The 19260-nt window shown below is 68.8% G+C and carries 18 protein-coding genes; 9 read left to right on the top strand and 9 right to left on the bottom strand.

Annotated features, from left to right (window positions below):
- Positions 1–104 precede the first annotated feature (104 nt).
- The 3 genes from argS to E0H92_RS35325 are packed head-to-tail and all read left to right on the top strand — an operon-like array spanning position 105 to position 3854.
- Positions 105–1781: an arginine--tRNA ligase gene (argS, locus tag E0H92_RS35335; RefSeq protein WP_131466653.1), complete on the top strand. Its 1677-nt coding sequence runs from the start codon at positions 105–107 to the stop codon at positions 1779–1781.
- Positions 1782–1796: 15 nt separating this feature from the next.
- Positions 1797–2837, top strand: coding sequence for an alpha/beta hydrolase-fold protein (locus tag E0H92_RS35330; RefSeq protein WP_131499310.1), 1041 nt, complete (start codon positions 1797–1799; stop codon positions 2835–2837).
- A 36-nt stretch (positions 2838–2873) separates the two neighbouring features.
- Complete coding sequence (locus tag E0H92_RS35325) at positions 2874–3854, top strand: GNAT family N-acetyltransferase (protein ID WP_131466655.1); 981 nt, start codon at positions 2874–2876, stop codon at positions 3852–3854.
- Here the strand turns inward: E0H92_RS35325 and E0H92_RS35320 are convergent.
- Positions 3843–5318, bottom strand: coding sequence for an MFS transporter (locus tag E0H92_RS35320; protein ID WP_131466656.1), 1476 nt, complete (start codon positions 5316–5318; stop codon positions 3843–3845). The genes E0H92_RS35325 and E0H92_RS35320 overlap by 12 nt on opposite strands.
- A 123-nt stretch (positions 5319–5441) precedes the next feature.
- Here E0H92_RS35320 and E0H92_RS35315 point away from each other — a divergent pair, with 123 nt between their 5' ends.
- The gene (locus E0H92_RS35315; protein ID WP_131466657.1) at positions 5442–6020 is read left to right on the top strand and encodes a TetR/AcrR family transcriptional regulator; all 579 of its coding nucleotides are present in this window, start codon (positions 5442–5444) and stop codon (positions 6018–6020) included.
- Here the strand turns inward: E0H92_RS35315 and E0H92_RS35310 are convergent.
- The gene (locus E0H92_RS35310; protein ID WP_131499309.1) at positions 6001–6519 is read right to left on the bottom strand and encodes a dTDP-4-dehydrorhamnose 3,5-epimerase family protein; all 519 of its coding nucleotides are present in this window, start codon (positions 6517–6519) and stop codon (positions 6001–6003) included. The genes E0H92_RS35315 and E0H92_RS35310 overlap by 20 nt on opposite strands.
- On the bottom strand, positions 6516–7721 hold the full coding sequence (locus E0H92_RS35305; RefSeq protein ID WP_238173735.1) for a DUF2786 domain-containing protein: 1206 nt from the start codon (positions 7719–7721) through the stop codon (positions 6516–6518). The genes E0H92_RS35310 and E0H92_RS35305 overlap by 4 nt, the downstream gene beginning before the upstream one ends.
- 152 nt (positions 7722–7873) lie before the next feature.
- Here E0H92_RS35305 and E0H92_RS35300 point away from each other — a divergent pair, with 152 nt between their 5' ends.
- Both E0H92_RS35300 and E0H92_RS35295 read left to right on the top strand, forming a co-directional pair.
- Entirely contained in the window at positions 7874–9253 is a 1380-nt protein-coding gene (locus tag E0H92_RS35300; RefSeq protein WP_131499307.1) for an FAD-binding oxidoreductase, read from the top strand.
- Between the two features lie 55 nt (positions 9254–9308).
- Positions 9309–10703 (top strand): FAD-binding oxidoreductase, encoded by a 1395-nt coding sequence (locus tag E0H92_RS35295; protein ID WP_131499306.1) that lies wholly within the window; start codon positions 9309–9311, stop codon positions 10701–10703.
- Here E0H92_RS35295 and E0H92_RS35290 read toward each other — a convergent pair.
- The 4 genes from E0H92_RS35290 to E0H92_RS35275 are packed head-to-tail and all read right to left on the bottom strand — an operon-like array spanning position 10700 to position 13109.
- Positions 10700–11449, bottom strand: a complete 750-nt coding sequence (locus E0H92_RS35290) for an SDR family NAD(P)-dependent oxidoreductase (RefSeq protein WP_131499305.1) — start codon at positions 11447–11449, stop codon at positions 10700–10702. The two genes, E0H92_RS35295 and E0H92_RS35290, sit on opposite strands and share 4 nt — an antisense overlap.
- Positions 11442–12683 (bottom strand): AMP-binding protein, encoded by a 1242-nt coding sequence (locus E0H92_RS35285; protein WP_131499304.1) that lies wholly within the window; start codon positions 12681–12683, stop codon positions 11442–11444. The genes E0H92_RS35290 and E0H92_RS35285 overlap by 8 nt, the downstream gene beginning before the upstream one ends.
- Positions 12680–12895 (bottom strand): acyl carrier protein, encoded by a 216-nt coding sequence (locus E0H92_RS35280; RefSeq protein ID WP_238153254.1) that lies wholly within the window; start codon positions 12893–12895, stop codon positions 12680–12682. The genes E0H92_RS35285 and E0H92_RS35280 overlap by 4 nt, the downstream gene beginning before the upstream one ends.
- Positions 12888–13109, bottom strand: coding sequence for a hypothetical protein (locus E0H92_RS35275; protein ID WP_165550156.1), 222 nt, complete (start codon positions 13107–13109; stop codon positions 12888–12890). The genes E0H92_RS35280 and E0H92_RS35275 overlap by 8 nt, the downstream gene beginning before the upstream one ends.
- A gap of 122 nt (positions 13110–13231) precedes the next feature.
- Here E0H92_RS35275 and E0H92_RS35270 point away from each other — a divergent pair, with 122 nt between their 5' ends.
- Entirely contained in the window at positions 13232–15637 is a 2406-nt protein-coding gene (locus tag E0H92_RS35270) for a hypothetical protein (RefSeq protein ID WP_202873992.1), read from the top strand.
- 4 nt (positions 15638–15641) lie between these two features.
- Here E0H92_RS35270 and E0H92_RS35265 read toward each other — a convergent pair whose 3' ends face one another.
- Positions 15642–17219 (bottom strand): glycoside hydrolase family 10-like protein, encoded by a 1578-nt coding sequence (locus E0H92_RS35265; protein WP_131499302.1) that lies wholly within the window; start codon positions 17217–17219, stop codon positions 15642–15644.
- 98 nt (positions 17220–17317) lie between these two features.
- Here E0H92_RS35265 and E0H92_RS35260 point away from each other — a divergent pair, with 98 nt between their 5' ends.
- Entirely contained in the window at positions 17318–17827 is a 510-nt protein-coding gene (locus E0H92_RS35260) for a GNAT family N-acetyltransferase (protein WP_131466665.1), read from the top strand.
- Positions 17828–17837: 10 nt separating this feature from the next.
- Positions 17838–18887 (top strand): pseudaminic acid synthase, encoded by a 1050-nt coding sequence (pseI, locus tag E0H92_RS35255; protein ID WP_131499301.1) that lies wholly within the window; start codon positions 17838–17840, stop codon positions 18885–18887.
- Here pseI and E0H92_RS35250 read toward each other — a convergent pair.
- Positions 18884–19243: a hypothetical protein gene (locus E0H92_RS35250; protein WP_131499300.1), complete on the bottom strand. Its 360-nt coding sequence runs from the start codon at positions 19241–19243 to the stop codon at positions 18884–18886. The genes pseI and E0H92_RS35250 overlap by 4 nt on opposite strands.
- Positions 19244–19260 lie beyond the last annotated feature (17 nt).

Raw genomic sequence — 19260 nt, 5'->3', positions numbered from 1 at the left:
CTGAAGCCTGTCCACGCCCGGCGCGTGCGCTTCAGCCTGCGACGACGACGCACTGTCTGAACACCTCAGCCTGTTCCAGTCGCGTCTCCTTCAAGGATCACGTTATGTCTGCACTTCTGCCTGTCCTGTCCGCCAGACTGTCCGCTGCCGCCGCGGCCGCCTTCGGCACGCCGTACGATCCCGAGCTCCGGGCGGCGACCAAGCCCGAGTTCGGCCACTACCAGAGCAACCTCGCGCTCCGGATCGGCAACGCCGTCGGCCAGCCGCCGCGGGCTGTTGCCGCGCGCCTGGTGGAGAGTCTGCAGCTCGATGACCTCTGCGAGACACCAGAGATCGCCGGCCCCGGATTCATCAACCTGACGTTGTTGCCGCAGACGCTGGCGACGGCCGTCAACAGCCCGGAAACCCTTGCCGGCAAGGGCCGGCGGGTCGTCGTCGACTACTCGCAGCCCAACGTCGCGAAGCAGATGCACGTCGGCCATCTCCGGTCGACGGTGATCGGCGACGCGCTGTGCAACGTGCTCGAGTTCGCCGGGTACGACGTGATCCGGCAGAACCACGTCGGCGACTGGGGAACGCAGTACGGGATGATGATCGAGCAGCTGCTCGAGGAGGATCTCGCCGCGGATTCGCTGGATCTGCAGGGATTGCAGCTGCTCTACGAGCGGAGCCGGAGACATTTCGATGCCGACGGCACCTTTGCGGACAAGGCACGGCTCCGGGTCGTCGCGCTGCAGTCGGGCGATCCGGCGACGCGGGCGATGTGGCGGCACATGGTCGACGTGTCGCTGGACGACTTCGACCAGGTGTACGAGTTGCTCGGCAGCAACCTCGAGCGGACCGATGTCGTCGGCGAGAGCGCCTACAACGACGACCTGCCGCGGGTGGTCGCGGAGCTGGAGGAAGACGGCCTGCTGACCGAGTCCGATGGGGCGATGTGCGCGTTCCTGCCAGGATTCCTCGGCCGCGACGGCGATCCGCTGCCGGTGATCGTGCGGAAGTCCGACGGCGGATTCGGCTACAGCGCGACCGACCTCGCCGCCGTACGGCATCGGGTGAGCACGTTGCACGCCGACCGGATCGTGTACGTCGTGGACCACCGGCAGGCGCTGCACTTCGACATGATCTTCACGCTGGCGAGGACGGCCGGCTGGCTGGACGTGCCGGCCGAGCACGTCTCGTTCGGCACCGTACTCGGGCCGAACGGAAAGCCCTTCAAAACAAGAGAAGGCGGCACCGTCAAACTCGTCGACCTACTGGAGAGCGCGGTCGCCCGGGCCGACGCGCTGCTGGCCGGCCGGGAGGGTGTCGACCGGGCCGCGACCGCACGGGCCGTGGGGATCGGCGCGGTCAAGTACGCCGACCTGTCGAGCGACCGCGGCAACGACTACGTGTTCGACCTGGACCGGATGGTCGCGATGACCGGCAACACCGGCCCGTACCTCCAGTACGCGCACGCCCGGCTCACCCGGCTCCTGTCCAAAACAGGTCCCTCAACAACCATCACCACGCTCAAGGACCCCGCCGAGCAACGGCTGGCCCTCCTGCTCACCGGCTTCGCCGCGACCGTCGAGCAGGTCGCCGAGACGCTCCAGCCGCACCGGCTCTGCACCTACCTGTACGACGTCGCGTCCGCGCTCTCCGTCTTCTACGAGCAGTGCCCGGTGCTGAGCAGCGAAGGCGAGACCAGAGCAAGCCGGATCGCCCTCTGCACCGCGACCCGAAAGGTGTTGCAGGATGGACTCGGCCTGCTCGGGATCGAGGCCCCCGACGCGATGTGAGTCACTGGAGGACCAATGCTGCCGTGGTCGGCCGAGTTCAAGGGACGCCTGGACCAGACGACGTACACGAGTGAGTTGCTCCGCGGGAACCCGCTGGGCGACCCGCACGAGCGCCCGGTGCTCGTCTACCTCCCGCCCGGGTACGACGACCCTGACAATTCAGGCGAGCGGTACCCGTCGATCTACGTGACGATGGGCTACACCGGCCACGTCGGCATGTGGTTCAACCGGGTCCCGTTCCGGCAGCCGTACCCAGAGCTGCTGGACGCGATGTTCCAGGACGAGTCCGTGCCGCGGGCGGTCGTGGTGTTCGTCGACTCGTGGACGAAGTACGGCGGCAGCCAGTGCCTCGACTCCCCCGGGACCGGGCAGTACCAGTCGTACCTCTGCGACGAGATCGTGCCGTGGGTCGATGCGACCTACCGGACCATCCCGGACCGCGACCACCGTGCGGTCACTGGCAAGTCGAGTGGTGGCTACACCGCGATGGTGACGCCGCTGCTGCGGCCGGACGTGTTCGGGGCGCTCGCTACCCATGCCGGTGACGCGCTCTTCGAGGTCTGCTACCGCCCGGAGTTCCCCGAGCGCGCCCGGACGCTGCGGGACAAGTACGACGGCAGCTACGAGAAGTACTTCGAGGTGCTCGCGACCAAGACCGGCCGGACCACCAACGAGGACCTGCACCTGCTGGAGATGTACGGCTACGCGTCGGCGTACTCCGCCGAGGCCGACGGCACCGTACTACTGCCGTTCGACGACCTCGGCGCGATCGTCCCGGACATCTGGGCGCGCTGGCTGTCCCGCGACCCGGTCGAGATGGTGAAGGAGCCGCAGTACGCCGACGCGCTGCGCTCGCTGCGTGCGGTGTGGATCGACGCGGGACGCCAGGACGAGTACTACCTGGACCTCGGCGCCACCGCGTTCCACCGCGCCGCGAAACAGGCCGGTGTCGAGGACGAGCGACTGCACTTCGAGCTGTTCGAGGGCACCCACGGCGGCATCGAGTACCGGTACCCGATGGCGGTGCGGTGGCTCGCCGAACAGCTCACTAATTGACGTGCTGTCCCCGAGCGGACGTCGTACCGTCGAGCCATGAACTGGCCGGAGGGGATCCAGGCGCGTCCGATCGACAAGGGCGACGTCGAGGCATGGGCGGCGTTGACCGCTGCCAAGGAGAAGGTCGACCAGGAGGGCGAGAACTTCAGCGCGGACGATCTCGCCGAACAGCTGGACAGACCCGGCCTCGACCTGACCAGGAACAGCATCAGCCTGTGGGCCGACGGCCGGATGATCGGCTACGGCATCGCCCACGTCTCGCCGTCCGTGGTGGACGTCGACCGGGTGCGCGCCGAGGGCACCATCGACCCGGAGTGGCGCCGGCGCGGCCTCGGTACGACGCTGATGCAGTGGCTGATCCATCGCGCCGGCGAGCTGCACGCCGCCACCCACCCGGAGTTCCCCGGCCAGGTCGGCGCCGGAACGAGCAGCAGCAACGTCAGCGCGATCAGCCTCCTGGAAGGCCTCGGTTTCAAGGCCGAGCGGTTCTTCTTCGACATGCGGCGGCCGCTCGACCAGTCCGTGCCCGAGGCGTCGATCGCCGACGGGCTGCGGCTGACGTCGTACGACCCGTCGTACGAGGAGGCACTACGGCTGGCCCACTTCGAGGCCTTCTCCGACCACTGGGGCTGGGCCCCGCCGAAGCCGGAGGTCTGGCGATCCCGGAACGTCGGATCGCGGGCGTTCCGCAGCGCGCAGTCGTACCTGGTGCTCGACGGGGAGACCGTCGCGGCGTACGTCAACGGCTACGAGTGGGAGGCGGACACCGAGGCGACCGGGGTGCGGGAGCTGTACATCGGCCAGGTCGGCACGCGGCGTGCGTACCGCGGCCGCGGTCTGGCCCGCGCGACGATCGCGAAGGTGCTGACCGAGGCCGCACAGGCCGGGTACCAGCGGGCTGCGCTCGGCGTGGACGCCGACAACCCGACCGGTGCGCTCGGCCTGTACGAGAACCTCGGTTTCACCACTCACAACAAGTTCACCAGCTACGCGCTACCGATCAAGTCAGACGTGTGAGTCCACGACCGCCGGGGTCTCGACCGGCTCCGGCGCGCCGCGGAACCACTTCCACGGCTGGACGGTGAAGACGATCATCGCCAGGCTCACCGCCGCGTAGACGAGCGCCCCGATGAACGCGGCATGTACGCCGTCCACCAGGACCTCCCGGGGCGCTGTCGCCGTCGAGTTGCGGCTCGCCGTACCGAAGACCGTGACGAGGATGCCCAGGCCGAGCGCGCCGCCGACCTGCTGGACCACGTTCAGCATGCCGGACGCGGCGCCCGAGTCCTCCGGCGCGACACCCGCGATGGCACGGCCGACCAGCGGGATGAAGATCATCCCGGCGCCCGCTCCGAACAGCAGCATCGGACCGACCACGTCGTGCAGGTACGTGCTGTGCGCGTCGAGCCGCGTCAGCCAGACCGTACCGAGCGCGACCAGCGTGGACCCGGCCAGCAGCAGCTTCCCGCCGTCGATCCGGGCGACCAGCTTCGGCACGATCCGCGACGCGGTGAACAGCAGACCGGTGAGCGGCAGGAACGCCAGGCCGGCCGTGAGCGGGCTCAGCGCGAGCACGCCCTGCAGGTACTGCGTGAGGAAGAAGAACATCCCGAACATCGTGCCGACCACCAGCAGCATGGTCAGGTACGACGCCGAACGCACCGGCGACCGGAAGAGCCGCAGCGGAACGATCGGGTGGCTGACGCGCCGCTCGATCAGCACGAACGAGACCAGCAGCACGACACCGACCGCGAACGCGACCAGCACCTCGGGCGACGACCAGCCCTTCTCGGCGACCCGGATGAACCCGAACACGAGCGAGGTGATGCCCAGCGTCGAGGTGAGCGCGCCGGCCACGTCGAACCGGCCGGTCTCCGGCTCGGTCTCGGTCAGCACACGACGGGCCGCGAAGACCAGCGCGATACCGATCGGGACGTTGATGAACAGACCCCAGCGCCAGGACACCCAGTCCGTCAGCATGCCGCCGAGCACCAGGCCGACGCTGCCGCCGCCGGACGACACGAGGCTGTAGTAGCCGAGTGCCTTCATCCGCTCGGGACCTTCGCGGTAGGTGAGCATGAGCAGGGTCAGTGCGGCCGGAGCCGCGATGGCGCCGCCGATACCCTGCAGCACGCGCGCGGCGAGCAGCAGTTCGGCGTTCGGTGCGAGCCCGCCGAGCAGCGAGGCGAGCGTGAAGACGGTGATACCGGTGATGAACACGCGGCGGCGTCCGAGCAGGTCCCCGGCGCGGGCGCCGAGCAGGAGCAGGCCGCCGAACGCGAGCGCGTAGGCGTTCTGCACCCACGACAGGCTGGACGGGCTGAAGTGCAGGGCCTGCTGGATGTGCGGCATCGCGATGTTCACCACGGTGCCGTCGAGGATGACCATCAACTGGGTGACCAGGATGACCGCGAGAACTACCCCCGGACGCCGAGCAGGCGCGCCGGAGCCGGCGCCTGGCGCCGTGGATGTTGCCGACATATTGCTCCTTACCCCGGAGGGGCTACAGTTGTGAGAGAAAAGCGGAGCGCTCCTCCGGATACGATACGGAGGCATCCTCCGCTTTGCAAGCGATATGTTGGGCGGACGCTGCGAGGAGGCTGGATGGCGCCACAACCCTTGCCGTGCGCACGGCCGACCCGTGCGGACGCGGCCCGGAACTACGACCGCCTGGTGACGGCCGCGCGGGAGACGTTCGCCGAGCACGGCACCGACACCTCACTCGAGGAGATCGCTCGCCGCGCCGGCGTCGGCATCGGCACGCTGTACCGCCGGTTCCCGAGCCGGACCGCGCTGCTCGAGGCGGTCTACGTCGACGAGATCCAGTCCGTCTGCGACCGCGCGTACGACTTCGCCCGGGAGCTGGAGCCGTTCGAGGCGCTGGCGGCGTGGCTGCGCAGCTTCCTCGGGTACGGGCTGTCCAAGGGCAGCCTGGCCGGCGAGCTGACCGTTGCGCTGGGCAAGGAATCGCCGTTCTTCCAGATCTGCAAGGCGAACGTGCAGGAGGCCGGGCATCTCCTGCTGGACAAGGCGAAGGCCGCGGGCGAGGTCCGCGCCGACGTGGACCTGATGGACGTCATGCGGCTCGTCGGCGGGATCAACATGGGCCGCGACATCGAGCCCGAGCAGGCCCACCGCCTGCTCGACATCGTGCTCTGCGGGCTCAGGCCCGCTGCCTCCTGAGCTCCGCCAGCGATGGGTTCCCGGCGTCCCGCTCGGTGTACTTGAGCTGCTCGAGCGGCCACGCGATCGCCAGCTCCGGATCGAACAGGTCCACGGCGGTCCGCTCCGGCGACCAGTGCTCGTTCACCAGGAAGTTGTACGTCGTGTGCGGCGTCAGCGTGCAGAACGAGTTCCCGACGTCACGGGGCACGTAGAGCGCATCCGACGTACCCAGCTCGAACGTCTCCATTTGGCCGAAGCCGTCACCGGAGCGGAGGTCGACGATCGCGACGAACACCCGCCCGGACGACGGCGACAAGTACTTGTCCCAGGGCTCCGCGTGAATCCCGCGGACGATCCCTGCCGTTTCGAAGTACGCGACGTTGTGCTGTACGACGTCCATCCCGAGCTCGGCCAGCTTCTCGCGGTGGAAGTTCTCCTTGAACCATCCGTCCGGGTTCGGCTGCAGCTCCTGCTCGATCCGCAGTACGCCGGGGATCGCGGTCTCCTCGACCTTCACCGGCGCACCTGCCGGCGACCCTCGAGCTGGGCCTGGTCGGCGGCCGTGACGCCCGCGTTCCACCCGGCGCCGTTGGTGATGCGGGTCCGCCGGGTGGTCGTGTTCGGGAACAGCTGGGCGAACAACGCGTCGACCTGCTCCTCGCGCTTCGCCAGCACCGGCAGGAGACGGTCCGCCGCCGCTTCGGGTACGGCGGCCTGGGTCGCCGCGGCAGTCTGCTCCAGGCGCTCACCGATCCGCTGCGCGTAGGCCATCAGGAACGACTGCCGGAAGGAGCGCGTCCGGGACTCGCCCCGGTGGCCGATGTGTTTGCCAGCGGCAAGCATCGCGCGATTCGCCTGCACCAGCAGGGAGGTGCTGAGGATCTCGGTGTGCTGCAGGTCCACCTCGGCGCCGACGATGGTGACGACGGCCAGGTCGTCGATCACGACAGTGCGGCACCGGTTCGCCGCGGCGACCGCGCCGACCAACTGCGCCTTCGCCGAGACGTACGGCGTCTCGACCCACAACCGCCGGCCGGCCGAATCGTCCGGGATCTGCACCTCCGCCTCCACCAGGGCACTGTCCAGCGAAAACTTCGCCATCAGCTCCTGCGCCTTGCCGGACAGCGCTTCCGCCTCGTCCGGGAACTCGGTCGCCTCCGCCTTCGCGAGCAGACCCCGGATCCGCGCCAGCATCTTCCCGTTCGCCGGTACGGCGGGCTGCGCGCGGCGGACCGTCGTACCGGGCAGGGGGTAGAGCCGGGCCAGGACCGGCAGAGTCTGCAGGAAACCGGCCAGGGACAAGGCGTGATGCAGCGTGAGGTAGCGGCCGACGCGGGCGCCGGCGGCCCAGGCGGTCAGGCTCAGCTCGGTGAAGGGCTGCGGAACGCCGAGATCTGTCAGTTGGCCGAGCCAGTTGGGGTCGATCGTGGAGGGCCGGTAGCCGCGGTGTTCGGCCGAGATCGCTGCCAGCAGCAACGGCTCGACGCCGGCCTCCAGCGTGCGGCGGCCGTGCTGGACCACGTCAGCCGGCGCCCAGCCACGCTCCCAGGCGCCGCGGACCAGCGCGTTCAGAAATCCTTGCAGGCAACGATCCACACTCGCCTGGTCGACCTCGTCGTACGCCCCCAGCCTGGCCAGCTGGGCGTCCGCGCGGTCGTCGCCGACGGCCACTGCGGCCGCCGCGATCGGCAGCAGCCGCAGGATTTCCTGATCTGTCACGCGGACGAGTCTGACAGTCGGTGTCCTTCGACCCAAACGGAGTTCGCTCGCCCTGTGGACAACTTCGTCGCCCGAAGGTCTGCCCGAAGGTCCGCTGTCACCGCCGACGCCGCTCCCTAGCCTGGCAACAGCACAATCGGGGAGGAAACGGAATGACGGATTTCGACGAATTGCGTGCGGCCCTCAGCGGCCGCGTGATCACACCGGGCGAGGACGGCTACGACGACTTGCGGCGGTTGTGGAACGCCGCGCACGACCGGCGGCCGGCCGTGATCGCGCAACCGCGGACGGCCGAGGACGTGCAGGCCGCCGTCCGGTTCGGGGTTGCCCAGGGACTGGAGCTCGCGGTGCGCGGCGGCTCGCACAGCCTGTCCGGGGCGTCGTCGGTGGACGACGGCCTGATGATCGATCTGAGTTTGCTGAACACGGTCACGGTCGACCCGGAAACCCGCCGGGCGCGGGTCGGCGGCGGCGCGAAGCTGGCTGACCTCGACGCGGCCACGCAGGCGCACGGTCTCGCCGTACCGGCCGGAATGATCAGTCACACGGGGGTCGGCGGGCTCACGCTCGGCGGTGGAATGGGTTGGCTGACCCGGAAGTTCGGGTTGAGCATCGACAACCTGGAGTCGGTCCGGATTGTCACCGCCGACGGCAGCATTCTGCGCGCGGCCGAGGACGAGAACCCGGACCTGTTCTGGGCCGTCCGCGGCGGAGGAGGCAACTTCGGGGTCGTGACCGAGTTCGAGTTCCGGCTGCACGAGGCGGGGCCGATGGTGCAGTACGGCCTGCAGTTCTGGGGCCTCGAGCAAGGCGCCGACGTACTGCGGCTCGCGCGGGAACTGATTCCGGCGCTGCCGCCGGAGATCAACGTGGTGATCGCCTGTCTCAACGCACCGCCCGCGCCGTTCGTCCCTGAACAGCATCACTTCCAGCAGGGCTACGGCCTGGTCGTGGTCGGCTTCGGCTCGCCCGAGCAGCACGGGGAAGTGCTCGAGAGGATCCGGACCGCGCTGCCGCCGCTGTTCGAGTTCGCGAGCCCGATGCCGTACGTCGCCCTGCAGCAAACGCTCGACGAGCCGAACCGCTGGGGTCAGTACTGCTACGAGCGGGGCAGCTACCTCGAGGACCTGAGTGACGGCGCGATCGACGTGATCACCGACCAGTTCCCGCGGAAGAGCTCGCCGCTGTCGATCTCCCTGCTGTACCGGCTCGACCACGCCTACTCCGCGGTGCCGGACGACGCCACTGCGTTCAGCGGCGGACGGACCGATCGGTACGCCATCGTCATGGTCGCCGTCTGCCCGACACCGGAGCCGTACGCGGCGGAACGTGCCTGGGTGCGCTCGTTCTGGGACGCGCTGCGACCGCACACCCTCGGGATCGGCAGCTACGTCAACGGAATGACCGAAGGCGACGACGACCGGATCCGGGCCGCGTACGGCGACAAGTACCTGCGGCTTCAACAATTAAAGGCGAAATACGACCCGGACAACGCGTTCCACCGGAATCAGAACATCAAACCGTTGCTTTGAGCCCCACTTCAGGACGATCCTGCCTGGAGGGGAACTCTCAGGGGGAGGCTTCGTCATGACTCAACTGGCCGACAGTGGGATCGGCGATCTGCGACAAACATTCGAAGGACCGGTGCTCGGACCGGACGACGACGGGTACGACGACGCGCGGCGGCTGTGGAACGCGAACCAGGACCTGCACCCGGCCGTGATCGCCCGGTGCCGGAGCGCGGCCGACGTCAGCCGGGCGGTGCTGTTCGCGCGCGACCACGGACTCGAGATCGCGGTCCGTGGCGGCGCGCACAGCATCAGCGGGATGAGCTCGGTCGACGGCGGGCTGATGATCGACCTGAGCGAGCTGAACGAGGTCACGGTCGACCCGGAGGCCCGCCAGGCCCGGGCGGCCGGCGGCGCGTTGCTCGGCCAGCTGGACGCGGCGGCGCAGGAGTACGGGCTGGCCACCCCGGCCGGCATGGTGAGTCACACCGGTGTCGCCGGTCTGACCCTCGGCGGCGGGATGGGCTGGTTGAGCCGGAAGTTCGGTCTCAGCATCGACAACCTGCTGTCGGTGGAGGTCGTCACCGCGGACGGCCGGATCCTGCGCGCCTCCGACGACGAGAATCCCGATCTGTTCTGGGCCGTTCGCGGCGGTGGCGGGAACTTCGGCGTCGTCACCGAGTTCGAGTTCCGGCTGCACGAGGTCGCGCCGATGATCCAGTTCGGCCTGATGTTCTGGGAGCTGGACAAGGGCGCCGAGGTGCTGCGGACGGCGCGCGAGGTGATCGCGAAGCTGCCGCCCGAGGTGAACATGGTGGTCGGCGCGATCAGCGCTCCGCCGGCTCCGTTCGTGGCGGAGGAGTACCACTTCCGGCCCGGGTACGCGTTGATCATCCCGAGCTTCGGGTCGGCCGACGAGCACGCCGCGGTGATGGCGGAGATCCGCGCGGCACTGCCGCCGCTGTTCGAGTTCGCGACCCCGATGCCGTACGTCGCGCTGCAGCAGATGCTCGACGAGGCGAACGGCTGGGGATTCCACTCCTACGACAAGGGCTTCTACCTCGACGACTTCACCGACGAGGCGATCGCGGTGATCACCGAGCACGTACCGCTGAAGCAGTCGCCGGGTTCGGCGATGCTGCTGTACCGGCTCGACAACGCCTACTCGGAGGTGCCCGACGACGCCACCGCCTTCAGCGGCAGCCGGGCGCCGGGGTACGCCGGCTTCATCATCGCGGTCTGCCCGACGCCCGAACTGCTCGAGCGCGACCGGGAGTGGGCCCGCGCGTTCTGGGCGGCGACGGTACCGGTCGGCCGCGGGATCGGGAGCTACGTGAACGCGATCAGCGACATCGACGTCGACGACCGGGTGCGGGCGTCGTACGGCGCGAAGTACGACCGGCTGGCGGCGATCAAGGCGACGTACGACCCGGAGAACATCTTCCACCGGAACGCGAACATCAAGCCGGCCTAGATAGAAGCGGCGCCGTCGACCACCAGCACCTGGCCGTTGAGGTTCGTGTTCTCCAGCAGGAGCATGCGGACGACCGGAAGGACGTCTTCCGGCTCGGTCAGGTGACCGGTCGGGGTCCGGCGGACGATCTGGTCGAGCTGGGTCTGACCGAGGACCGCGGACATCTCCGAGGCGAAGAAGCCCGGTGCGACGGCGTTGGCGAGGATGCGGCCACCGAGTTCACGCGCGAGTGAACGGGTGGCCGCGTCCATCCCGCCCTTGGTGGCCGAGTACGCGACCAGGCCGGGGTAGCCGCGTTGCGCGCAGATCGAGGTGATGTTCACGATCCGGCCCTTCAGGCCCTTCGCGAGCATTCGGCGCAGGACGAAGCGGGTGAGGATCAGCGGCGAGGTCAGATTCGTCTGAATGATCTCGGCCAGGTGGTCGGCGGACGTGTGCACATGCAACGAGTCCTGGCCGATCGCCGCATTGTTGACCAAGGCATCGATCGGCCCAAGCTTGCTCTCGACCGCCTTGACGAACGCCTGCCCGGCCGCGCTGTCGTTCACGTCGACGGAGCCGTAGTGCAGGTGGTCCGGGTACTTCTCGCCGAGCGCGGTCAGCTCCGGTGTGACGGTCCGGGCGAACGCGGCGACCTTGAGACCTGCTGTGAGCAGGTCGGTGACGATCGCCAGACCGAGACCGCGGGAACCGCCCGACACCAGCACGACCGAGGCCGGCGGGACGGTACTGGGGGCTTCAGACATCGCTCTTCAGGGTTTCCTTCTGCGGGATCTGGTCGAGGAACTTGATCCGCCGCGGTACGCCGTAGTCCGGCAACCGGGTCGAACACCACTGGACCAGGTCGGCGTCCGTGATCGGGCCGAGCGACCGGTTCGGGACCACCTCGGCCGCGACCATCCGGCCGACCAGCGGCGCCTTGCGGGCGAAGACCCGCGCCCAGGACACCCCCGGGTGCCCCATCAGCACGTTGCGGACCACGCCGGCCGAGACCTTGGACCCGCCGACGTTGATCTCGTCGGTGTCCAGGCGGCCGGTGATCAGCACCCGGTCCCCGTCGTACTCGATCCGGTCGCCGGTGTGGATCGGGCCGATCAGGCCGGCGCCGTGGTGCGGTGAGCGGATGACGAGTTCGTCGCCCTCGACGCTCAGGACCGGGCGTTCCGGGTGCGGGTCGCGATCGAGCCAGCTCCGCGGGAACCCGGCCTTGCCGTCGTGCACCACGATCGAGGCGCCGACCTCCGACGACGCGTAGATCCAGGAGATCCGCGACGCCGGGAAGATCTCCCGGAGCTGGTCGAGGATCGCCTGGTCGACGGGCTCGCCGCCGAGCGTGATCTGCTCCAGCGGTACGCCGGCGAGCGCGTCGGCGTCGCGGTAGATCGCCTGGCGCCAGAAGGTCGGCGTACCGGAGGCTGCCGTGACGCCGTGCTCGGCGGCGATCTTCGGCCATTCGTCCAGCTCGTGCGGCTCGATCACGACCAGACCCTGATCGGCCTGGGTCAGCGAGAGCGTGACGACCTGCCACCAGGCGTAGGTCCCGGGCGAGTACGGCAGTAGCCAGGTCCGCGGGGGCTGGTCGGCGGTGACGGTGGTCAGCGACTCCAGGGTGTGGCCGATGCGCTTCGGCCGGCCGGTCGAGCCCGAGGTGAGCAGCCAGGCCCGGCCGGACTCCTCGACCCGCTTCAGTCGCGGGAGAGTGACTGCCCCATCGGGCAGGACGATCGCGAAACCGGACTCACCCAGTTCCTCTCGCATGCGCTCGTCGACGCGGGACTCGGTCGCGACCAGCAACTCGGTGCCGTGCACCGCATGATGGCGCAGAGCCGCGAGCGCGTCGGCGCCGTTGTCGACCAGGACGGCCGCCGGCGACGGCAGTTGCGGAAGTTTGCGCAGCGTCCGCCAGGTCAGGCGCTTGCCCGCGACGACGACGGTGTTGTCGTCACCGATCAAGGCGGTGGTGCGGCGCCGCGTGTTCACGCTGACTGGAGTTGCTCGATGAAATCCAGTACGTCGCCGACCGTCGCGATCCGGCGCAGCCCAGGGGCATCGAAGTTCAGCTCGTCGCCGAGCTCGTCCTCCACCCGGAGGGCCAGCTCGGAGAAGTCCAGCGATCGGAACCCGATCTCCCGCAGGTCCGCCGTGTCCTCGGCCGGCAATGACCGGCCCTGGGCCGTCATCACCTCACCCATCAACTCCCTGACCCGACTCCGATCCACCGAACTCATAAGTCCGAAGCCTAGCGTCCCCGATCGGGTCCGTTCCGTTCCTCCGACCACGCACCCGGGCTTTCAGGCGTTTGATTCGGCTGCTGATCTCCCAGCCGATCAGGGCGATCACCGGGCCCGCCGCGGCGAGCGCCGCCAGCAGGACCTCCTCCACCGGCAGGCCGGCGATGTGCTGCACGACCATTCGAACCTCCCGAACGCTGCGGGGGCTGGGAGATTACAGAGTGTAAACGTGAACTTCCCACCGGTAAACGCCTCACCGGCCACAGATCGATCTTCTCCGACTCATACACTTGCGCGATGATCAGAGCGGGCAGGCGGCGCGCGCCCGGGCGCGGGAAGCGGACCGCGGCGCTGGTGAGCTTGCCCGTGCTCCCACTGGCGTGGTTCGTGGCGTTGCAGGAGCACCCGCCGTGGATGCCGGCCGCGTACCTCGGCTATCTGCTGGTCGTGATCGTCATACCGGGCACGATGTTCTGGCGGCGGCTGACCGGCGGTGTCGGCTGGTTGTCGGCCGACGTGATCCTGGGTACGGCGTTCGGGCTGGCCGTCGAGGCGCTGCTCTACCCGCTCGGGATGGTCTTCAAGATGCCGTTCGCGGCGTTGCTGATGCCTGCGCTGGCGTTCGGGATGTGGCGGGCGCTGCCGCGACGCACACTGCCGGAGCGGCCGACGCCGTGGTGGTCGATGGCCGGCATGATGGTCGCGGTCGGGGTCGCGGCCGCCTGGTTCGTCCGCGTCGGCTCGCAACTCGTCCCGCTCGACGGTCCGGACGCACTGCGGCCGAACTCGGACACCCCGCACAATCTCGCGCTGGCGGGTGAGATCACACACCACTTCCCGCCGAAGGTGCCGTACGCCGACGGCGGGTGGCTGACGAGCCACTGGGCGGCGTACGACCACATCGCGTCCACGCACTGGATCACCAGCATCCCGCTCGACGTACTGACGCACCGGATGGCGCCGTTCGCGTGGATTCTGCTGACCGTGCTGGGGGCCGCTGCGGTCGGGATGCTGCTCACCGGTCGTGCGGTCGCCGCTCCGATCGCTGCCGGGCTCGTGGTGGCTGGTGGCGATCTCGTGGCTTGGCCGTGGGCCGTGTCGGACCGGGTGTTCGCGGACGGGCCGTTCTCGCTCGGTGGGCTGACGAATCCGCCGCAGGCGTTCTCGACGGTGTTGCTGCTGCCGTTGATCGCGGTGACGACGGTGCTGTTGCGACGGCGGGCGGGGACGACGCGGGCCGAGTTGTTCCGGCTCTTTGTCGCGGCGGGTGTGCTGGTCGCTGCGTTGGCGTTGACGAAGGCGACGACGTTGCCTGTGTACGCGACTGGGCTCGCGGTGGCCTGGATCTATCTGACGGTTCGTCGCGGCCGGCTGAACCTGCGCGCGCTGGTGCTCGGCATCGGCGTCGCGGCGGCCTATACGTTGACGTTCTTCTTCGTACTGCGGGGCGCGGCGTCGAGCGTGCGGTTCGATCCGGGCGCGACGTTCGAGAGCCTCGCGGATCGGATGGGCGGTGGATCCGCGGTCACGGTGATCGCGGTCGTGGTCGTCGTCGGCTGGGCCATGCCGGTGATCGGCGCGTTGCTGATCAAGCGGCGGGTGGCGCGGGACCCGATGGTGGTGTTCCTGCTGGCCGGGTTCGTGGCCGCGGTACTGGGCGCCTCGCTGCTGGCCGATCGTGGGGACACCCAACTGTTCTTCGTGCGGACCGGGTTCGTGTTCGGCGTCCTGCTCGCGACCTGGGGACTGGGTTCGCTCGAACGCCGGCAGTACTGGATCGCCGGGATCGCGGGCGCGATCGGGGTCGCCGCGATCTACTGGGGCCGGCACCAGACGCCGCGTACCTGCACGTCGAACGACTGCTTCGGGCAGGGCCTCGCGGTCGCGCTGGTGATCGCGGTGCTCGGCATCGGCGTCTTCGGGCTGGTCCTGCGCGGTTCCCGGCGTACCTGGGCCGTGATCGCGGTGGCAGTGCTGGTCGGTACGACGGTGTCCCCGACGGTGGCGTCCGTACGGCGGTTCGCGAACCCGCCGCTGACGTCGTACGAGTCGATCGCCCCTGGCGGGATCGAGGCGGCGCGCTTCATCCGGCGCAACTCCGGCTCGAACGACCGGATCGCCACGAACATCCACTGCCACCAGGCGCGCGCGTCGCACTGCGGTACGGGTTCGTACTGGATCGCCGGGTACGCCGAACGCCGCGTCCTCGTGCAGGGCTGGGCGTACCAGGCACGCGTCGACGACACCTACCCCGCGGGCGTGCAGGGCCCGTACTGGAACCAGGACGAGCTGCGCCTGAACGACGAGGTGTTCAGCAACCCGAGCCGCCAGCTGATCGAGACGCTGCGAACGACGTACGGCGTCCAATGGCTCCTGCTCGACGAACGCGTCAGCGCCCCACCGAAAAACCTCGACAAACTAACCGAACTCCGCTTCCAACTGGGCACCGTCCGCGTCTACCAGATCTACCCACCACCCCCAGAAAACCCCTTCCCCACCCGAACCCCAACCCCCGGGACACCGAGTTCCCCGTCGAGCACGCCCACCTCCCAGACAACCGGCTTCCCAACAGGCACCCAGTCCCCCGGTGAGACCCAACCAACACAACCCTCCCCAACCGGCCCTCTCCCGACAACCGGCACCTTCCCCACCACCCCGATCCCGACGCAATCCACAACCACGCCGGGACCCACAAGCCCGTAGCGGCTCAGCGGAGGGTGACGGCTGGGATGGGGATGCTCTGGTTGGCGAGGCGGTCCAGGGCGGTTACTGAGTAGATGTACGCCGTGCCCGGGGTCGCTGTGGTGTCCGTGTAGGACTGGGTGGTGCCGGTGGAGCGGAGGGTGGTTAGTAGGTTGCGGGCGTCGTTGTCTGGGCAGTGGTCTCCGCTGCGGAGTTCGCGGCGGTAGATCGCGTACGACGTGGTGTCCTTCGACGTTCTGGACCACTTGAGCTGTACGCCGTTGCTCGTGCGCGACGCGTGGACGGCGTGTGCCGGGAGCGGCGCCCGGGCGTCGAGGGCGGGCATCGCCGGGATCAGTGCCGGGCGGGTGTACCAGGTGTTGTTGAGCAGCGTGGTCGCGCCGAGGCGGTCCGCGCGGACGTCCTTGGCGGAGAAGTAGATGTTGCCCTTCACCTCGGGGATCGCGCTGTCGAACGCCAGGTGGTCGCTCAGCTCGGCCGGGTCCGACCAGTCCGGTGACTGCGTCGACGTACCGACCTTGTACGTCGCCTCGCCGATGTAGAGGTGGACGTGCGTACCGCGGACCTGCTCCGCCCACCACGGCACGATCTTGTTGTAGTCCGCCGGTGCGAACCCGCCGGCCCAGTACACCTGCGGGACGATGTAGTCGATCCACTCCTCGCGGACCCACTTGCGGGTGTCCGCCGCGAGGTCGTCGTACGTCTGCACGCCGGCCGTGGTGTCGGTGCCCTCCGGGTCGGTCGCCTTGTTCCGCCAGACGGCGAACGGCGAGATACCGAACTTGATCCACGGCTTGACCGCGTGCATCTTCTGGCTGAGTTCCTGGATCAGCAGGTCGATGTTGTTCCGCCGCCAGTCCTGCAGGTTGTCGAAGCCGGCGCCGTACTGTGCGAACGTCGCGGCGTCGTCGAAGACCTGACCCGCCACCGGGTACGGGTAGAAGTAGTCGTCGAAGTGGACACCGTCGATGTCGTAGTTCGAGACCGCGTCCATGATCGCGTCCTCGACCAGCTTCCGGGCGGCCGGGATGCCGGGGTTGTAGTAGAGCTTCCCGCCGTACGTGACCACCCAGTCCGGGTGCTGCCGCGCCGGGTGGGTCGGGAGCAGGCCGTTGATGTTGGTGTCCATCGAGAGCCGGTACGGGTTGAACCACGCGTGCAGCTCGAGGTTGCGCTTGTGAGCCTCGGCGACCGCGAAGGCCAGCGGGTCGTAGCCGGGGTCGCCGCCCTGCACACCGGTCAGGTACTTCGACCAGGGCTCGACCTTGGACGGCCAGAACGCGTCCGCGGTCGGCCGGACCTGCAGGATGACCGCGTTGTGGTGCTGCCGGACCGCGTCGTCGAGCCAGCCGACCAGCTCGGCCTGCTGCTGGGCGGCACTCAACCCGGTCTTCGACGGCCAGTCGATGTTCACCACCGACGCGACCCAGCTCGCCCGGAACTGCCGGAGCGGGGTGGACGCGCTCGGCGCACACGTCTGCTGACCGGCCGGCGCCGGTACCGCGGACGCCGTACCGCTCAGACCACTCAGCAACAGCCCCGCTGTCACGCCCAGAACACCCATGGCTCGCCAGACTCTCATGTCACTCTCCGACCGTCGTTCAAGGTGAAGTCGAAAGATGTTTACACATCCACGTGCTTGAAGAACAGTGCTCGGTCTCTTGGCGCTAGGTTAGGAGCATGCTGCGCGCCGCGACGGAAAACGATGTCGGCACGATTCGGCGACTGCGGAACCAGCAGGCGAACCGTGACGTGAGCATCACCTCGCACGAGATCACCGCCGACGAACACGCGGCGTGGTGGGCGAAGACCTCCGTGGATCCAGCCCGGCGGGTGCTGATCTACACGCGCGACGGCGCGACCGCCGGCGTCGTGAACTTCTTCGACCTCGACGGGACGACCGGCGCGTGGGGGTTCTTCCTCGACGCGGACGGGCTAGCGGAGCGCGGCGAGACACTGCCGGCGTGGATCGAGATCATGCGCGAGGCCACGGCGTACGCGTTCGACGAGCTCGGCCTCGAGGTGCTCACCGGCGAGGTGCTCGAACACAACACCGTGGTCCGGCAGATGAACCGGCGGTTCCGGTTCGTCGAAGGTACGCCGGAGACGCTGTACGGCGGCGGCCGCGAGATCACCGTGATCCCGATCAGCCTGCGCAAGCAGGATCGACGCAAGGGGCAGAGCACATGAAAGGCGTGGCATGAGCACCATCGAGATCGGCGGCGTGCCGATCGGGCCCGAGCACCAGCCGTTCGTCATCGCGGAAATGTCCGGAAACCACAACGGTGACGTGGAACGCGCGCTGGACATCGTCCGTGCGGTCGCCGAGACCGGTGCGCAGGCGATCAAGCTGCAGACGTACACCGCGGACACGATGACGCTCGACCTCGACCTGCCGGCGTTCCGGCTGCCGGCCGAGCACGAACTGTGGAGCGACGCGCGACTCTACGACCTGTACGAGGAGGCGCATACGCCGTGGGCGTGGCACGAGCCGATCTTCGAGCTCGCGAAGTCCCTCGGTCTGGTCGCGTTCTCGTCCGCGTTCGACAGCACCGCGATCGATTTCCTGGAGAAGCTCGACGTCCCGGCGTACAAGGTCGCCTCGAACGAGATCGGCGACCTCCCGCTGGTCCGCGGCATGGCGGAGACCGGGAAGCCGATCATCATCTCCACCGGTTCGGCGACCCTCACCGACATCGACGCCGCGGTCCGGGCCGCGCGGTCGACCGGTAACGAGCAGATCATCGTGCTCTCCTGTACGGCGAGCTACCCGGCGCCGCCCGAGCAGTCCAATCTGCGTGGCATCCCGGTCCTTCGCGACGCGCTCGGCGTACAGGTCGGCCTGTCCGATCACACGATGGGCATCGGCGCCGCCGTGGCCGCGGTCGCGCTCGGTGCGACGGTGATCGAGAAGCACGTGACGCTGAAACGCATCGACGGCGGCGTAGATGCAGCGTTTTCCTTGGAGCCGTGGGAGCTCGAACTGCTCGTCGAGAGCACGCGGGTCGCACAACTGTCACTCGGTGAGCCGGTCATCGGCCCCAAACAAGCCGAACAGAACGTCCTCCGCTTCCGCCGCTCCCTCTTCGTCACCCAGGACGTCCGGGCAGGCGACCTCATCACCTTCGAGAACGTCCGCTCCATCCGCCCCGCCGGCGGCCTCGCCCCCGACCTCTTCACCCAGGTCGACGGCAGGCCGTTCCGGATCGACGTGAAGGCCGGCACGCCCCTGACATGGGACCTGCTCTAGCCCTTCAGCTGAGCGGCGAGCCGATCGCGGGTCTGCTGGGCGAAGGCAAGGAATGTCGCCTCCGGGTTGTCGAAGGCGTCCAGGCGGATCGATACGACGTACTGGTCGGTGCGGTACTGCAGCAGGCGCTCCGTGCAGATCTCGTCGCCCACCGGGAGGGTGCGGACGTAGTAGCGCGCCCGGACGCCGTGGCATCCCCGCCGGCTGACGGTGTCCGCGGATCGACGAGGTCGCCGATGACGCCGGGGACGCCCCGGGAACGGATGACGGGTCGGGTCGGCGGTCCGCGTCGTACAACCGGCGAGCACCAGCACCAGGCATCCGGCCGCCGAGATCCAGCGCGCCCTTAGGATCATGCTCTGTCTAACGCATG

The organism is Kribbella speibonae (assembly GCF_004331375.1).
GTDB lineage: Bacteria > Actinomycetota > Actinomycetes > Propionibacteriales > Kribbellaceae > Kribbella > Kribbella sindirgiensis.
This window is presented reverse-complemented; position numbering and strand designations above follow the sequence as displayed.

Excerpts from the sequence above, each read along its gene's own strand:
- E0H92_RS35320 (WP_131466656.1), bottom strand. The coding sequence starts at position 5,318 with ATGTCGGCAACATCCACGGCGCCAGGCGCCGGCTCCGGCGCGCCTGCT.
- E0H92_RS35250 (WP_131499300.1), bottom strand. The coding sequence starts at position 19,243 with ATGATCCTAAGGGCGCGCTGGATCTCGGCGGCCGGATGCCTGGTGCTG.
- E0H92_RS35325 (WP_131466655.1), top strand. The coding sequence starts at position 2,874 with ATGAACTGGCCGGAGGGGATCCAGGCGCGTCCGATCGACAAGGGCGAC.
- E0H92_RS35260 (WP_131466665.1), top strand. The coding sequence starts at position 17,318 with ATGCTGCGCGCCGCGACGGAAAACGATGTCGGCACGATTCGGCGACTG.
- E0H92_RS35270 (WP_202873992.1), top strand. The coding sequence starts at position 13,232 with ATGATCAGAGCGGGCAGGCGGCGCGCGCCCGGGCGCGGGAAGCGGACC.
- E0H92_RS35280 (WP_238153254.1), bottom strand. The coding sequence starts at position 12,895 with ATGGGTGAGGTGATGACGGCCCAGGGCCGGTCATTGCCGGCCGAGGAC.
- E0H92_RS35290 (WP_131499305.1), bottom strand. The coding sequence starts at position 11,449 with ATGTCTGAAGCCCCCAGTACCGTCCCGCCGGCCTCGGTCGTGCTGGTG.
- pseI (WP_131499301.1), top strand. The coding sequence starts at position 17,838 with ATGAGCACCATCGAGATCGGCGGCGTGCCGATCGGGCCCGAGCACCAG.
- E0H92_RS35295 (WP_131499306.1), top strand. The coding sequence starts at position 9,309 with ATGACTCAACTGGCCGACAGTGGGATCGGCGATCTGCGACAAACATTC.
- E0H92_RS35300 (WP_131499307.1), top strand. The coding sequence starts at position 7,874 with ATGACGGATTTCGACGAATTGCGTGCGGCCCTCAGCGGCCGCGTGATC.
- E0H92_RS35315 (WP_131466657.1), top strand. The coding sequence starts at position 5,442 with ATGGCGCCACAACCCTTGCCGTGCGCACGGCCGACCCGTGCGGACGCG.
- E0H92_RS35330 (WP_131499310.1), top strand. The coding sequence starts at position 1,797 with ATGCTGCCGTGGTCGGCCGAGTTCAAGGGACGCCTGGACCAGACGACG.
- argS (WP_131466653.1), top strand. The coding sequence starts at position 105 with ATGTCTGCACTTCTGCCTGTCCTGTCCGCCAGACTGTCCGCTGCCGCC.
- E0H92_RS35265 (WP_131499302.1), bottom strand. The coding sequence starts at position 17,219 with ATGAGAGTCTGGCGAGCCATGGGTGTTCTGGGCGTGACAGCGGGGCTG.